At 54.3% G+C, this 16,428-nt stretch carries 8 protein-coding genes and 1 pseudogene; 5 read left to right on the forward strand and 4 right to left on the reverse strand.

The genetic code is table 11. The annotated features are described in order from the left end of the window. Together KGB27_RS23255 and KGB27_RS23260 are read left to right on the forward strand one after the other, a co-directional pair. A partial coding sequence (locus KGB27_RS23255) for a DUF2300 domain-containing protein (protein WP_223556492.1) occupies positions 1-941 on the forward strand: 941 nt, incomplete at its 5' end. Positions 942-944: 3 nt separating this feature from the next. Beyond that, a complete protein-coding gene (locus KGB27_RS23260) occupies positions 945-1,760 on the forward strand; it encodes a YfaP family protein (RefSeq protein WP_223556493.1) in 816 nt (271 codons plus the stop codon). A 33-nt stretch (positions 1,761-1,793) separates the two neighbouring features. Here KGB27_RS23260 and KGB27_RS23265 read toward each other — a convergent pair whose 3' ends face one another. Together KGB27_RS23265 and KGB27_RS23270 are read right to left on the reverse strand one after the other, a co-directional pair. Continuing rightward, positions 1,794-2,855 (reverse strand): YhcG family protein, encoded by a 1,062-nt coding sequence (locus tag KGB27_RS23265; protein ID WP_223434710.1) that lies wholly within the window; start codon positions 2,853-2,855, stop codon positions 1,794-1,796. A 531-nt stretch (positions 2,856-3,386) separates the two neighbouring features. After that, positions 3,387-5,117, reverse strand: coding sequence for a DUF6119 family protein (locus KGB27_RS23270; protein WP_223556495.1), 1,731 nt, complete (start codon positions 5,115-5,117; stop codon positions 3,387-3,389). A gap of 594 nt (positions 5,118-5,711) precedes the next feature. Between KGB27_RS23270 and hhe the strand changes: the two genes are divergently transcribed. The 3 genes and pseudogenes from hhe to KGB27_RS23285 all read left to right on the forward strand — a co-directional run. After that, entirely contained in the window at positions 5,712-11,456 is a 5,745-nt protein-coding gene (gene hhe / locus KGB27_RS23275; RefSeq protein WP_223556497.1) for a DUF4011 domain-containing anti-phage protein Hhe, read from the forward strand. Positions 11,457-11,501: 45 nt separating this feature from the next. Then, positions 11,502-12,590 carry a DUF4236 domain-containing protein gene (locus KGB27_RS23280; RefSeq protein ID WP_077431196.1) on the forward strand — a complete coding sequence of 363 codons (1,089 nt, stop codon included), beginning with the start codon at positions 11,502-11,504 and terminating at the stop codon, positions 12,588-12,590. A gap of 1,049 nt (positions 12,591-13,639) precedes the next feature. Next, positions 13,640-14,086: pseudogene (locus KGB27_RS23285) on the forward strand (integrase); the annotation flags it as partial. Between the two features lie 98 nt (positions 14,087-14,184). On the opposite strand, the gene KGB27_RS23290 reads toward KGB27_RS23285, so the two are convergent. After that, on the reverse strand, positions 14,185-14,502 hold the full coding sequence (locus KGB27_RS23290; RefSeq protein ID WP_223556499.1) for a hypothetical protein: 318 nt from the start codon (positions 14,500-14,502) through the stop codon (positions 14,185-14,187). Between the two features lie 230 nt (positions 14,503-14,732). Then, positions 14,733-15,938: a tyrosine-type recombinase/integrase gene (locus KGB27_RS23295; RefSeq protein WP_223449087.1), complete on the reverse strand. Its 1,206-nt coding sequence runs from the start codon at positions 15,936-15,938 to the stop codon at positions 14,733-14,735. Positions 15,939-16,428: the final 490 nt, after the last annotated feature.

The following is a 16,428-nucleotide window of genomic DNA, read 5'->3' on the forward strand; positions in this document are numbered from 1 at the left end:
AAATGGTGCTGCGCAATTATGGTGAGGCGTTGGCTTCGGTGCTGCCGGTTGAATGGCCTCTGGATGTGGGGCGCTGCGTCGAAGTCGGTCTGTTTTCTCGTTATCCGATCGGGCGGGTTCTTGCAGGGGGGCGCGTGGTTGCGTCCGGTCCGTTGCAGGGTGATTTTCGCGTCGAATTCTTGAACGGCAACCAACTCGACATCCACAGTGATGGCGAACTGTTTTTGGTGGGCGATAAATTGATCGCCCGTCTGGACCGCGAAGAATATGTCTCTCGCGTCCTGCAACGAGAAGCCAAACCCGAACCTGCTGAAGCCGCCAAAGCGTTGGCCATCGCCATCCGCACCTACCTGCTGCAAAACGCCACCCGCAACGGCGACTGCCTGAGCATCGACGACAGCAGCAGCCGCCAACGCGTCGCCCCACGCCCGGCCACCGCCGAATCACGCAACATCGCCGCATGGACCAGCGACCTGGTACTCGCCGGCAGCACCGTCACCTATCACTCCGATCAACCCGGCCCGGACAAACTCTCCTGGCAACACGCCGTCGAACAAGCCAACGCCGGCCAGCGCTACGACGCCATCCTGCTGCACGCCTACCCGCGCGCGAGCCTCAGCCGCTGGGACAACCCCGTCGCCTCCTGCGAAGCACTGCCCGCCGCCCAAGACTGGCTGCAAACCCAACGACGCGGCTGGCGCCAACGCCTCGAAAACGAAACCGGCTACAACGAAGTCAGCACCTTCGCCGTCTGCCGCCTGGCCTTCGGCCGCCCTTTTGTGGACCGCGAGCGTCAGCGCATTTACGTGCGCGGCGTGCTGTCGCTGCAAGACCGCCTCGACCTGACCCACGAATACCTGCACCTGGCCTTCGAAGCACACCCCAACGGCCAGGATGAAACCTACATCGAAGGGCTCGCCCGCCACCTCTTGCTGGAATAGGCCATGAAACTCCGTTATCCACAGGTCTTCCTGTTCCTTTGTTCTGTTTGCGTATTGCCGACGGTTTTTGCGGCTGAAAGCGCCGTCAAACTCGACACCCCCGTCGGCGGCTGGCGCACGGGCGCGGCCGAGGGCGAAGGCGAAAACTTCCGCCAGACCGTCAACTACCCGGCCTCCTCGGTGAACACGCCGGTAGGACAGGCCAACACCGCACGCATCACCGGCCAGATCAAAGCCACCCCCAAGTCCACTGAACCGGGCCGGTTGATCGTCAACGGCGTCAGCATGCCGCTGAAGATCGATCCCGCTGGCCGCTTTGACCGACCGTTCTCCTTCCCCAACGGCAGCAACAGCGTCGAAGTCCGCAGCCCCGATGGCCAGCAACGCCATCGCACACAGTTCCTCAACGCCAGCGGCGGTGCGACACCGGCGAAATTGCGGGTGTTGCTGGCCTGGGACAGCGACGGTACGGATCTGGACTTGCACCTCATCACCCCCGATGGCGCGCATGTCTGGTATGGCGATCGTGTTGCGCCCAATGGCGCGGCTCTGGATGTGGACGTGACGACGGGGTATGGGCCGGAAATCTTCGCCATGCCGGCGCCGATCAAAGGGCAGTATCTCGTTTACGTGAACTACTTCGGGGGCGGGTATCGGAGTGATGAAGACGGGCAGGAGGATGCGGTTCAGCCGCTGACGACGGCTCAGGTGACGGTGATTACGGAGGAAGGGACGCCGAACGAGAAGATGGAGATTTTTCTGGTGCCGATGCGGGCGGTGGGGGAGTTGACGTTGGTTAAGGGGTTTAGTTATCCGTGAGGCTCAAACACCGCATTCGCAGTGTTTGTTCCCTCATTGCGCATCGTCCTCGAAGGATGAGCCTTCAGTTGCAAGTACGCGCTCAATTTGTTCAATGCTGGGCAGGCTGGTTCGCAACTCTGCTGGCAAGGACTCCACTAACAGGTACTCGGCCACGCCGATGGGACGGGCGTTATCACGCAGGGCGTATTCGGCCACTACTTTATTCTTGCTCTTGCATAGTAGAAGGCCGATGGTTGGGCCGTCCTGCGGGTGCTTGAGTTGAGCATCCACTGCGGTGAGGTAAAAACCAAGCTGACCCAGATGTTCGGGCTTGAACTTGCCAGCCTTGAGTTCAATGACGACATAGCAACGTAGCTTGAGGTGATAAAACAGCAAGTCGACGAAAAATTCGTCACCACCTACATCCAGCAGCACTTGCTTGCCGACGAAGGCAAAGCCTGCACCCAGTTCCAGCAAGAAGTCGGTGACATGCTTAACCAGAGCGTTTTCGATCTCGCGCTCTTGGGCATCAAGAGTCAGGCCGAGGAAATCGAAACGGTAAGGGTCTTTCAGTGATTCGCGCGCAAGGTCGGATTGCGGTTTGGGCAACTGGCACTCGAAATTACTGACTGCCTTGCCGCTGCGCTCCAGCAGACACGTCTCGATCTGCATCACCAGAATATTGCGCGACCAGTTGTGTTCGATGGCCTGCACGGCATACCAGTAGCGGCTTTCCTGGCTAGACAGTTTTTCCAGCAGCGCTAACTGGTGATACCAAGGCAATTGTGCAAGCACCTCTTGCACAAATTTTTCGTCCGGCCACGCTTCTGCAAAGGCGCGCATGTATTTGAGGTTGCGTGGAGAAAACCCCTTCATATCAGGAAAGGCTGCGCGCAAATCCTGAGCCAGTTGGTCGATCACCTTGGCCCCCCAACCCTGCTGTGCTTGTCGGGACAAAATTTCGTGACCGAGCTGCCAGTAGAGCAGCACCAGTTCGCGGTTCACCGCTAGAGTGGCGCGCTGTTGGGCGTAATGGATTCGGACTTTGAGGTCGGCCAGCCAATCGCCATAACCTTCGGGTGGCGTGCTCAGGCTGACAGGGGTGTCGCTCATGCTTTTGTCCCTGGTAATTTTTCGGAGCGGCCTTCGCCGCGTGTGCCGCTATGTCGGTTTAGAGGTCAGTAGTGACGGTCGAAGATTAGTCAGCCCATTTGTCAGGCACAAGCAGGTTGGGCTTCCAAGGATCTTTCCTTCAAAAGAAAGCGAAGCTGCTTACTTTTAGGCCGTTATTGCTCAATGAGCGGAAAAAAGGCTGGCAAAAGCAGAGAGATTAAGAAGTGCGAGTGACTTCCAGCAGGCATTAAAAAGCCGGCTTGTGGTTAGCTTTTAATCGATCTATGTTTTTGAAAAACAATGATTTAGGTGTTTTGGAAAGCGCTCTGATCCCCCATTTGTTCCCCCACTTTTTTGTGGTTTTTGCACGGCATTTGACCGGCTTTTTTGTCACAAAACCCGTAGCGTCCTCGTTGGGCGTTTGTGCAGGCTACGTTTATCAATTATGGGTGCAGGTTGATTATCTGTGCACCAGTATTTGGCTGGGAGATCATCATCCGTTTAGGTGAAGGAAATGCCGAATTGAAGGGGTTAAGGTGCAACAGGGACCTTATTGGAGCTGGAGGTCGGCTTTTTGGCCTTGATCGTAGGCCGTTTTGACTTGGCCTTTTTCATCGGAGGCTTGGGCGTCAATTTCTCGATGATTTCCTTACGGACGTTCATTCCAGTGCGTCTAAGCCTATCGCAGGCGGCCATCAAACTGACCTTACTGAAAAACGGAATGCCGATAGTACCGTCAACATACCTGTGACGCATGATCCCATAAACAACGGTGTACTCGCCCCGATCCACCTCTCGCTTGCGCCCGTCCGGCAGGGTTCCGACGAAGGCAGATCCGCCTTTCGTCGCCGCGACCGTATCCTTTAGCTTTCGGCGAAACTCGCTGTCGGCAACAAAAGCCTCGGCGCTGACGACACCCTGCATCCACAAGTGACTGATCGGCCCAGATGACTCCCCATCTTTAAGATGAATGAAGTGTTTATCGTTTGAATAGAAGTCGCAGGGCTCCAGGTTGGCGGCGACAACGCCTTCCGGATTGATTTTTGTACGATCAAGCTTGATCAGATCTGACCGATTTTTTAACAGGTCTTCGATTAGCTCTTCTTCGTTCAGGCAGTGGGTCGGCCCGATGACTACGATGTCCTCAATACTGTCAAAGTGCTCATCGACCCTGTCCTTGAATTTTTTTGAAATTTTGTACCATTTGCCTGCGAACAATACGTAGTTTGTAGGCGTTGGTGTTGGCAGGGTTGCCTCCCAATTGAGGCAATCATAAACCTTCCATCCGGGCTCAATAGCTCCGGTCTTCAGGTTTTCAGTGCGGATTTTGTGAGAAGTTTTTATCTCCTGAATCGTGTGTGTGCAACCCAGTCGATTAAGCTCGGCGGCGTAATCCTCGATCGAAAGCTTAGTGAATTCAGGCTTGCGGCTGTTGAAGCCCGAATATTGGAGGGCGGCCCCCTCAACGTAGTTTTGGATCTCCGGAGGGGACATATGCAGTAGGCTGATTGAGCCGCTCCGGATGGCTTGAATTTCCTGGAAGAGAAGTCTGTCCAAGCGTCTAAGGCGAGATGGGTTAGTCTCAACTTTGACGTTGTCAAACCAAGCATAGTCTTTCTTATATGCCTTCGATTTGAAGGCATTCAGGATCTCGACGCACTTGCTGTGGAACTGCGACGGCGTGAGGGGAGTGTCCAAGCTGAGGGCATCTTTTCCTGCAACGAATTTGGCGAAAGCGTCGTCTTCGGGTTTGCCTCCTGCAACCCTTGCGAGATCTCGCAGGGTGTCTACCCCGAATTGGCTAAAGTCGGAAAGTTTACTGGCTTGAACCCGCCGCTGAAACGTGACCGCATCCGGAGTCGCGAGGTCGAGACTCAGAAGACTCCCTCGTCTTACAGTATTTAAGGCAACCTTCAGCCCGAATTGATGCACGAAAGCATCCTCGTTCAGCGCGATATGTGCATATCCAAAGCACAGCGCCATCCACCTCTGATTAACGCTCAAGAACAAAATCGCCGCTGAACCACTCGAATGCAGCGCGTCGAAAGGATCGCTGACAAAGCCCTGAAGGAGGCTCAGCCACTCAGGTACAGTGTCGTAGACTTGGCCATAGTAGACGATGCCTTCACCGTCGCCATCCCAGTCCTGATCTTTCAGCGCTCGCGCGCCACCTGGCCCATAGGTGGCGCTGATTGCATCTGCCGGTATTTTTGTAGGCTTGAGTAGCCTGACGGTGATCGAGTTAACAGCGTTCCGTGCCATCTTGGATCTCTACTGAAGCGTCAATGCCAATATCTTGCGGTGGATCAGATTCTGATGGCCGTGATGGCGAATTGCAATTCAGTTTCATGTGTGTCACGTGATCACTGAGTCCGACAAATCTTGATTTCCCATCGGTAGATGCCCACGTCGCAAAACCGTGGCGCATTAGCATCCCTTTGTCGATGACGTGCGCCTTCAAAGGGCTCAATCCGTAAGCGTCCGTCCAACATATTTGCGTGGTTAAACAGGCGCCACCTCTGGGGGAGCTGAACGATCAGTTTTTTAGAGGGTAGAAGACGACCTGAAACCAAGCTTTCTAATAAGTGTAGGGGGATTTACTGACCAATCGTCGAGGAAATGGGGATTTGTTCGGCGTCAAGGCACTTTGCCTTTACCTTGCTCCGAGTGCTGGATATTGTGACATCCATCAAACTCCAGGCAGACCGCTGTTTCCCAAGGATGGCATCTCGAGCGCACCGAAAAATCGGCAGCGCCCCTACAAAGCCTCTCTTGTTATCGCGGCCAGCCGAAGCTGAGCATCGGTTTACCGTGCCCAGAAAAAACTCATTAGGCAGTTGCCCCAAAAAATTAGCGGTGATCGACGTGAACTCAGGCCCTGAAGCATTGGCTATCCAGCGGTATGAACTTGTTCTGCAATGGATACTGGAACTGGTCCCCGCAGACGGGACGGCCGTTGGCAACAAGTCACTCAGGGACCGGATCGATCGGCGAGCTGAGCTTCAGAATTTTGCCGTCTCTGAGGAAGAGTACTGGAGCCTGCGCGACGAGCTCATTACCCAGGGACTGCTCAATAAAGGCGGCGGCCGGGGAGGGTCGGTTTATCGGTTCGATACCGAGTCCAAGGGACGTTCAAAGTCCATTGATCCAGCGCCTCTTACCGATTGGGATGACCTTGATACCCCCCCAAGCGAGATACCGGAAAGCCTAGAGAAGCTGAGAAGCAGGCTTCTCGACCTCAGCGCCCGCAATCGGCTGCTGAACTTTTCACATGCGCGCTCCAAACGTTTCGTACGGATTATTGATGAGTTGCCGGATCACCTGTTCGATACCTTGGCAGATGAAAAATCCATGCGATTTGCTGCTGTTCCTGAACCAACGGAAAGGCAGCTACTTACCCACGGCTTTTTGAAGCTGGACGAAAAGACAGGCGCAGTTGTTGAGTTAAAGAAACAGCCTACGGCAGAAGTCTGGGCGCAGATCCTTGGTATAGCGACCAGCTATGAGCTACCACTGCCCCCTGAAAGCGGGCAAACAGGTAAGCATTCTGACGACGCGATTCAGACGCTCTATTACCCCGTGGAGATGGAGTCGCGGCTACAGATTCTGTATACCCAGTCGCGATCGGCTCTCGAGGAAACGGGTGCGAACATTCTTTATCTTGCGCTCGGGTTCCTGGAGTGGGATGACTCAGTCGCAGGTAAAGACAGCACCCGCCTAGCGCCGCTGATGCTGGTGCCAGTGAATCTGGAGAAAGGCAAGCTCAATCCTCAAACCGCGACGTTCGAATACCGCGTACATCCTACTGGCGAAGACATTCTTACCAACCTTTCATTACGGGAAAAGCTTCGCGTCGATTTTGGTATCGCGTTACCGCGGATAACCGACGACAGCACGCCCGAGGAATACTTCGAGCGCATTGTTGAAACGGTGCTGAAGGTTAAACCTGACTGGAAGGTTCATCGTTACGCATCGCTTGGCTTGTTCGAGTTTGGCAAGTTGATGATGTATCTCGACCTTGATCCAGGCCGTTGGAAAGACCAATCATTGCTGGATCATGGTCTGGTTAAACGGCTTACGGGAATGGACGGTTTGCCGGCCGATTCGTCAGGAAAACAAGGCGCATTTTGTGTCGAGCATTCAATCGACGACATTGATCAGGTTCACCTGCAGTTTCCTCTAATAGATGACGCTGACAGTTCTCAGCACAGCGCATTGATAGACGTGATTCGCGGGGATGACCTTGTGATCGAGGGGCCGCCCGGTACCGGTAAGTCTCAGACCATCACCAACATGATTGCTGCGGCGCTGGCCCAAGGCAAAAAAGTGTTGTTCGTTGCGGAGAAGCGCGCAGCGCTTGAGGTGGTCAAGACTCGACTGACAAGAGCAGGTTTGGGCGATTTTTGTCTGGAGTTGCATAGCCATAAGAGTCAAAAGAGCGCTGTTATCGACAGCATCCGGCAGCGGATTCAGAACAGCGGTGGCTTTCGCTCGCCCAAGCAGCTGACGGATCTGATTGCCAACTATGAGCGATTGAAGCAGCAACTCAACAAGCACGTGCATCACTTGCATGCCCAGTTCGAAGAGTCGGGGATGAGTGTTCACGAGGTGCTAATGCAGGCAACCCGTTTGCGTGAGGCATTGTCGATTAAACCTGCCGATCTGCATCCGCAGTCGGAGGCGCGAATCGATAAAACGCATTTGCAGGAGCAGGCCGGCTTTTATGCACACATCTATCGCAAGACGGCTGAGGAAGCTGGTCACACTGGCAAACTTGAAACGCATCCGTGGTTTGGTAGCACAAAAACTCGCGTGACTGGTGCTGAGCGCTCCGCACTTCTAGAAAATCTCTCTCTGGCTCAGCAGGCGCTGAATCGTCTCGCTGCTCTTCGTCCTCAATTAGCAGAACAGCTGCAGGTATCTGTTCTGGAAACCTACAGCCCAGATCAGCTGCGAGGCTTAGCAGCTTCAATTCCGGTACTGGCATTACCTAAAGGTGATGAGGACTGGGATCTGTTGGGACGACTGGATATCGAGTCCTGTGAGGCACTGAAACTGTGGCTGCAAGGTATGGACTCCTTGTTGGACGAGCAAGGCGTACTAGCTCGATCGTTGCGCGCGGATGTTATTGGCTCTGGGCAAGCGATAGCCTCTATCAAAAAAGCCTGCGCGGCCATACGTCTGCATAACGGCGATGAGGCCCTATCCCTCAATGCCTTGCTGGATGTGATCGAAGAGGCTGAGGAGTTACTGGAACTGGCCCCACGCGTTCAAATGCTAATTCGGCTGTTAGCGGAAGGGGCTGCGGTTCAAGGCTTGCGAAGCGATTTTATCGGTATTGAGCAAGTGGTGCTCTTTCTGCAAATGCTCGCGGCGATGCCTGAGGATTTGGCATTTCTTCGCCATAAACGCTTCGAAGACGAGACCTTGGACGGATTGCTCGTAGAGTTGGACAACGACATTCCGGTCATCAGGCAGTTGCAGGAGCAGGCTGCGCACCATTTCACTCTGGATCGATTGCCTGGTCATACACGACTCGAAGACTTGAATCGGGTTCTGGCAGATAAATCACTATTTCGCTGGTTCAAGGGGCAATGGCGTTCTGCTAAAGCCGAGATCTTGGCTATGGCGCGACCAGGGCTCAAGTTGAACCAGCTTCTGGTGGTCTTGCCAGATGTCATCGCTTATCTTAAAAAACACAGTCAACTCAATGAAAGCAAAGTGCTCACCGAAAAGCTGGGTGAGCACTTCCAAGGGCTTGATACTCCGATCGACGCACTCAAGCGCTTGCGGGGTTGGTACAAGTTCCTGCGTACAGAATGCGGACGTGGATTCGGTGCAAAAGTATGGGTTGCGGAGTACCTGCTTAAGGTAGATGGGGCGCTACTGGCCGGCATTTCGAGCGATAGCGCAGAGCTCGAGCCCTATCTGTTGGATGTTCTGGAGCATCGACTGGACCTGGAAGAACTGTTGCCTTTTGACAGTCATGATTTGCGTTCGGAAGATTTGCTCGCCCCAGAGGGCCTGTATGCTCGCCTTATCAACGACATCGGAACCGCGCTACGTTCTTTGTTACCCGTAATCAGCGAAGAGAAGCCCACGATGGGGCAATTGCTGCAGCTGATTCAGGCGGTGGAAAGTTGGCAGGCCCGCTCGGCAGCACTGCAAAGCGACTCGGTGCTACAAACCTGTTTGCTGGGTGAAGAGCTTCCTCGGATAGACAATCTTTCAGCTGCCCGACCTCGCTTGACGACTTGGCGGCATACCGTTGCCTTCGTTCAGCCCATTTTGGCGTTGCCGATTCGGGATATTCTCATTCCGCAGTTGACCGCGTGCACGCCCAAAGAAGCCGAGGCACTAATTCTTCATTGGCATCAACAAGGTGCGTCGCTCGCGCTTGCTGTAAAGGCCTGGGAGCAGTCATTGGAAGCGTTTTTCCAAGGTGCTGCGGTTATTACCGGTCAGTGGTGGCAGTCAATTGAGAAAGCAGATTTTGAGCCCATGGCCAGTCGTCTGGCCTGGGCCGCTCAGAACCCCGATCTGCTCGACCATTGGTTCGAGTACCGCCGTTTGCGTTCGCACTTGGTTGAGCTGGGGTTCGAGACTGTCGTCGAAGCAATCGAAACGCAGAACCTGGTTTCTGAGCGCTGCATCGATGCCTGTCTGCTCGGGCTTCTTGACAGCTGGGCCGTGCAAATCCTTGAGTTTGATCCTGCGCTGGGGCAGTTTTCGGGCAAAGAGCAGGAGGCCATTCGCGCTCGGTTCGCTGATATCGATGAGCAGCTCAAGCATCTTCAACGTGAACAAGTTTCGTCACGTATCAGTCAGAACAAAATTCCTGTCGGAAATAGTCAAGGTGCGGTCAGAGACTTTACGCAATTGGCCTTGCTGCAGCGCGAGGCTGAGAAAAAGACACGGCATGTCCCGATCCGTAGCCTGATGAACCGTGCAGCTGAAGCGCTGCAAGGCCTCAAACCCTGCTTCATGATGTCGCCAATGGCTGTCGCTCAATACTTGCCGGCAGGGCACGTCGAGTTCGATTTGGTCGTAATGGATGAAGCATCCCAAATGCGCCCGGAAGAAGCATTGGGTAGCATCGCACGGGGTAAACAGCTAGTGGTCGTGGGTGACCCGAAACAGCTGCCGCCGACGAACTTCTTTTCCCGCAATGGTGGCGATTCGGATACCGATGAAGCTGATGTTTCATTGGCCGAGGACTCGGAAAGCATTTTGGAAGCCGCCATGCCGCTGTTCAAACTGCGACGTCTGCGTTGGCACTACCGTTCCCGTCACGAGAGCCTGATTGCCTTCTCCAACAAAGCGTTCTATGAAAGCAATCTGGTGGTGTACCCATCACCGCACCGTGAGTCCGCAGAGTTCGGCGTCAAGTTTGTCAGAGTGCCCCGCGGGCGTTTTGTCGAACAACGCAACATTGAAGAGGCCGAGGTTGTCGCCAAGGCCATTGAGCACCACGTAATTCACCGCCCTGATGAGTCGCTGGGCGTGGTGGCTATGAACGTCAAACAGGCTGATCAGATCGAGCGGATGCTTGAACAGCTGGCCAAACAAAGCCCGCAACTGCAAGTCGCATTGGACCGTAATCAAAGTCAGGATGAGCCACTGTTCATCAAGAACCTGGAAAACGTCCAGGGCGATGAGCGAGATGTTATTTACATCTCCGGTACCTACGGCCCTATGGAGGTAGGCGGTACCGTCCCTCAGCGTTTTGGCCCGATTAACGGTGCCAGCGGATGGCGACGTTTGAACGTGCTGTATACCCGCTCCAAGAAGCGCATGCAGGTGTTCTCCTCGTTTAGCTCGACCGATGTAGTGGTGACCGGTACTTCCAGCAGAGGCGTGCAGGCACTGCGTGACTTTCTGCATTTCGCTGAGTCCGGTCGCATGCCGCACATCAAAGAGTCTGAACGTGCTCCCGACAGTGATTTCGAGGTGGCTGTCATTGAGATGCTGTCTCGTCATGGCTATCAATGCGAGCCCCAGGTTGGTGTTGCTGGTTTCTTCATTGATCTGGCGGTACGTGATCCAGGGCAGCCCGGTCGCTACCTGATGGGGATTGAATGCGACGGTGCGGCATATCATTCGGCCAAGTCAGCGCGTGACCGTGATCGTCTGCGTCAAAGCGTGTTGGAGCAATTGGGCTGGAATATTCGCCGCATTTGGTCGGTGGACTGGTTCCGTAATGCCCGTGTGCAAATCGAACCCATCCTTCAGGAGCTTGCGCGGTTGCGAACCGAGCCAGCTGTAGAGGTCGAGGGGATGAGTACGGAATCTGAAGAGGTTTCGATCCAGCAAGTGGCAGATGAGCAGAGCGAGCACGCTGAGCGTATTACCCTTGAGGGTAACTACAGCCTGCGAGAGAAGTTGGTCTGGCTTGAAGAGAATGTGATCCGGCCGAATTTGCCAGAGATTCCTGTTAACCAGCGGCTATTGAGGCCAGCGATGTTGGAAGCATTGCTTGAGTTTCTTCCTGCAGACCGTATCGAATTTCAGCAGATGATTCCTGGGTATTTGCGTAATGGTACCCATGGTGCGGAAGGGCGGTATATCGACGATGTATTGCTTGTGATTGGCGAGCAGTGAGTCAGCGCCTAACAGTGGATGTTCAAGCTGTATCAAGGAATGTTAATGGGATTCTATATTCGTAAGAGCGTCAGAGTAGGGCTGTTTCGTTTCAATCTGTCCCAGCAGGGTGTGGGCGTTTCGGTGGGATTGAAAGGCCTACGCATCGGGACCGGACCTCGAGGCAATTACGTTCATATGGGGCGGGGAGGCCTGTACTACCGGGCTACCGTACCAAGGACCAACGATAAGCCGCCTTTTTTGCCTCACGTTGAAACTACGGTAATACCTGAGGGCACTCACGCCCCTTTAGTCGAGATCGAGTCCGCGGATGCTTCGCAAATCGTGGATTCATCCTCACGTGATTTGCTCGATGAAATGAATGCGAAGCAGGCAAGATGGCGGCTTTGGCCATGGGTTGGTGTCCTAGGAATCCTCGTAGTATTTCTTGGCCTGCGTAATGGTTGGTCCATTGGGACTATGTGGGGTGCGCTTATCCTCGGTTCAGTCCTAACAATTGCCTCTGCAGTACGCGATACGATGGCTAAGACGGTTGTACTGTTTTACGATTTTGACGCCGAGATGGAAGAAGCTTACGAAGCACTGCACAGCAGTGGCCAGCAGGTTTCGGCAGCAGATGCGGCCTGGCATATCGAGGCCGAAGGCGCCGTTCATGATCGTAAGTATCACGCTGGTGCGAGCAATCTTGTACGTCGGAAAAAAACGACTATTGCTCGGTCTTCACCACCTTATGTAAAAACCAATATAGAAACTATCTCCATGGTTGTTGGGCGCCAAACGCTGCATTTCTTCCCTGATCGTGTATTGATTTATGACGAGAAAAGTGTGGGCGCGGTTAGCTATCGAGAGCTGCAGTTGCAGGTCAATGCGAAGCGGTTTATTGAAAGTGCTTCGCTTCCCAGGGATGCCACGGTAGTCGACAGGACGTGGCAATTTGTTAACAAGAAGGGCGGCCCTGATCGTAGATTCAAAAACAATCGTGAACTCCCTGTTTGTCTTTACGATGAATTGAAGTTGTCTAGCACCACGGGTCTGAATGAGGTCGTACAAATCTCGCGAAATGGTGTGGGAGAGGCTTTTGCCAAGGCGATTCTCGACCTTGCACGGGTTATGCCTTCTGAGCGAGTAAGCTGAGGCAACCTAGTTCCTCGTATTCGTACCCGAGTTTCACGCATGTATGGAATGTTGATTTGGTCAGTAGCTCGCTAACTAATTCAGCATCTACCTGTGACGATCACCACCCTAAAAATAGCCGTGGCGCATCCAAATGTGGGTAAGCCTGTGAGAACACCGCAGTCCGCTCCTCCATGCGGGTCCATCCAAGCGGGGCTGCAAAGCCGCCCTGCTTGGATGGACCTCACTTAAAAAATCTAAAGCCCACGCAACTGTCTGTGGAAAACCACTGATTTCCACCGGTGGATAATTTCATCCACAGCCGCAGAACTCTCGAAAATTCGAGCCTTGACCCGAATTATCCACAGGCGTAGAAAAGATCGGGCAAAGCGCTGTCGTTGACAGCAACCCAGGTAGCCCGAACCTTCAAGGCTACGCCACACCGTGGTGGTTCACCCCAAGTGCGATTAGCGTCCGGCAGCTCGCACGGTCACAGCGATGTGATGGATGCCTACTTCTACCCGAGTGCCCACTGCGGCAACTCATACCCTTTTATAGCTGCCCTGCAGCAATCTATTCGCTTGGCCATTTCCTTGCGCCAACCTGCGCCCGTCTCTTTCTTCCGGAAAGAGACGGGCGCTCCTACCGCTGCTGCAGCCCAACTCGTACACGGCTTTGCGGCATTCCCCCTCGTGACAATCGGCGTGACAAACACCGAAGTCGCCAGCAACAGCGATGCAGATGATGGTGCCGCAGCCCACGGAATGGACTGCACCTGACTGACAGTCAGGCATGCCCCGGTCATCGCTTCACTGCCTTCACCCGACTCAGGATCTCGCGGCGCAGGTCTCGTCACCCAGCGCAGCCTCCACCCGCCCACGTCTTCGGAAGTGTTCAGGAGGCCAGATCATGAGATGCCCAAGCTCCCGGTCGTAAAGAGCCGACAGTCCCGCGTTAGTGGACAACCCCCACAGGTCGCAGGGGCCTTGATCCCTGATAACACTCAACATTTTTTGGCGGGGTGACGTGGGGAAAGTTTTAAAAGTTTTGGCTTCGAGAGGAGTTTGATCATGACATTGGTAGGTAGGCGGGATGGGCGCAATTTTGGCTATGGTCGGCAACTGAGCTATGCCGGGCCGCAGGCATTGCGCGATCTATTTGGCGGCGGGCATTACGGCACGGTCAAAGCACACAGTAATCGCTGGCAGGCGTTTGTACGCTGGTGTCGGTCGGAGGAAGGGCCGGGGTTTAACGATGCTCGGTTAATTGATCGGCAGGCGTTACTGGATTACGCCGGCCATCTCCGAAACCAAGTTGAACAAGGTTCCTTGGCCATCGCGACCGCACAAAACCGGCTGTCCAGCGTAAACCGAACCCTCGCCGCGCTTCGCGGTGATCAGTCTGTGAAGGTGTCGAGTCTGAGCAAGGCTTTAGGACTGCAGCGCACAATCGTCCGCACAGCATCCCCGCAAGGCCAGGATCGTGAACAGGTTAAGCGGATCGTCGAGGTGCTCTGCGGCTTACGCTGTTTTTCGGAGTCACGCTGAAGCGTTGGTCCATACCATCTAAATCCCCCAGATCAAAAAATGAACTGAGGGAATTCAGCATGTTGGTATTAACGGGGATAGTCCTTCGACAAGGCTGCGTAATTAGCATGAATCCAAGCTTGAACTTTAGCGCGTCCCTGCGTTGTACCCGGAAGCTTTTCATGAATCATCCATTCCACGATTAGGAGGCTTTTGAGCGTGTTGTTGTTATCTTTCCAGCCAATTGAGTTGATCATGTCGACCACCTCATATTTTTCTTTTCTGCTGAAACGGTCAGCATCTTCGACAGTCTTTTTTGGATCGTCCCCTTTCACAGCCGTTTCGCTATAGTCGGTGTAGTAGAGATTGCTGGGTTTGATCTTGATTAGCATGTTTGAGGTGGTCATTTGCAATGCGCCGAGGTATGCCCGCGAATTGGGGCAGTATTGAACTGATGGCACTGGATCCAATTTTCAAGTGGGCTGACGCTTGGGCTTGTTACAAAATGCTTCGGTGACTGCATTGTTTATCGCGCGCAACGTGCATTTACGATTGCCGTCACGCACTGTCTACCCTCTTCCAATCTACGTTATGCAGCAGTCCACAATCCTGCTCACTCTGAGCCTTCTGGCCTGTATTAAGTCTTCTCGGAGGTGGCGTACCGCGCCCACAGCTCCATCAGCTCACGACGCTTATCGAAGAAGTCAGAACGGGAATACGCGCTTTCGGTCTCCCCGCGCTCATCATGAGCCAGCGCTAGTTCACAAATTTCTCTGGGAATGCTGGTCTGCTCGCCTGCCCAGTCGCGGAAGGTCGAACGAAACCCGTGGCGAGTGATGCTTTCATAGCCGAGCCCATGCAGGAGGTTACGAATCCCGTTGGCATGCATCACGCCGCTGCGGCCGCGCCCCGGAAACACGTAAGGGCTCTCGCGGGCGAGCTTGGGAAGACCCTTCAACATTGAGATGACCTCGGGTGCGAGCGGGATCGCGAAAGCCTGGCGTGTTTTCATTCGTTCGTCGGGTAAAGACCAGCGACCAGTCTCAAGGTCGAATTCGTCCCAGCGTGCGAATCGGACCATATGCGAACGGGCGCCAGTTAGGATCAACAATTGAGCCGCGACTGAAACGTGGCTGGGATCCTTGTGCAATATATCCATAAGCTTCGGTAGGTCCTGCCATTTCAATGCAGGATGGTGCTGGCGTTTGCGAGCTTTTTTCTTCTCGTGACGACTGAGCAGATTTTCCAGATGACCGCGCCAGCGAGCCGGATTCTCGCCTGTCCGAAGTCCTTGCGCTCTAGCAGCATCGAGGATCTGTTCGATTTGCCCACGAACCTCGTCAGCCGTCCGCGTTTTGGTTGACCATAGTGGCTGCAGGGTCTTGATCAGATGTTTGGTCTCGATCTGATCAGCTGACTGCTTCCCTATTGTAGGGAAAGCATAGAGCTCGAGTTTTCTCAGCCAGCCCTTGCGCCATTTCTCCGACCAGCTTGATCCATGGGCGTCTAGGTAGTCAGAGGCCAGCTTCTCGAAGGTAATCAGCTGCGCCAGTTCCCGGCGTGCGGCTTCTCGCTGAGCGACTTGTTCAGCCTGTCGTTTCGCGAGTGGATCAGTGCCATTGAGTATCTGGACTTTATTTTCATAGGCGGCTGCGCGGGCTTTTTTTAGGTCGAGCTGAGGGTAGCTCCCCAGACCCATCTCCCTGCGTTTGCCGTTCAATTGAAAGCGGAGCACCCAGGTTTTTCGTCCTGAGGGTTTCACTAAAAGGCGAAGCCCATCACCGTCTTCGTACGTCCCGGCCACAACTAAATTCTTGATTTGATTGGCGGTCAGTTTGCCCATTTTTTCGCCCTCTGTTCCCCCACTTGTTCCCCCACTTACGCGTGGAACGCCTCGGATCAAAACGGAAGTCACAGGAACGAAAATAGGCTTAAACCCTTGATCTAGCAAGGCTCTCGCGGTTTTCAGTAGATGAGGGTGGCTTTCAAAAAGACATTAAAAAGCCGGCTTGTGGCCGGCTTCTCGGGGACTGGCTTGGTTCATTTTTGGTAAACCGCGCCAGCCTTCAAAACGTACACCCGGATCTTGCGTCCGGCTGTGGGACTCGGCGAGAAACTCATCTGCCTTGTCGGTGCGATCGGAGCCGCGGGGCGGGTCGATGCGCAAATGTGGGGCGCAGCATACTGATTTTTTTGGGGAATTCCCAGTGTGGTGTGCGGGGTAGAGCTGTCAATTGCTTGGGATCGGGTAGCTGATCCGGGTTTTGAGGTGAATGTTCCACCGCCTTCGCGGGCAAGCCCGCTCCCACAGGTACTGCGCAATCCCTGTGGGA

Source organism: Pseudomonas sp. BF-R-01 (assembly GCF_019946615.1).
GTDB classification, from domain to species: Bacteria; Pseudomonadota; Gammaproteobacteria; order Pseudomonadales; family Pseudomonadaceae; genus Aquipseudomonas; species Aquipseudomonas migulae.

Bases quoted from the DNA above. Each gene is read 5' to 3' on its own strand.
- KGB27_RS23260 (WP_223556493.1), top strand. From the start codon at position 945: ATGAAACTCCGTTATCCACAGGTCTTCCTGTTCCTTTGTTCTGTTTGC.
- KGB27_RS23265 (WP_223434710.1), bottom strand. From the start codon at position 2,855: ATGAGCGACACCCCTGTCAGCCTGAGCACGCCACCCGAAGGTTATGGC.
- KGB27_RS23270 (WP_223556495.1), bottom strand. From the start codon at position 5,117: ATGGCACGGAACGCTGTTAACTCGATCACCGTCAGGCTACTCAAGCCT.
- KGB27_RS23280 (WP_077431196.1), top strand. From the start codon at position 11,502: ATGGGATTCTATATTCGTAAGAGCGTCAGAGTAGGGCTGTTTCGTTTC.
- KGB27_RS23290 (WP_223556499.1), bottom strand. From the start codon at position 14,502: ATGACCACCTCAAACATGCTAATCAAGATCAAACCCAGCAATCTCTAC.
- KGB27_RS23295 (WP_223449087.1), bottom strand. From the start codon at position 15,938: ATGGGCAAACTGACCGCCAATCAAATCAAGAATTTAGTTGTGGCCGGG.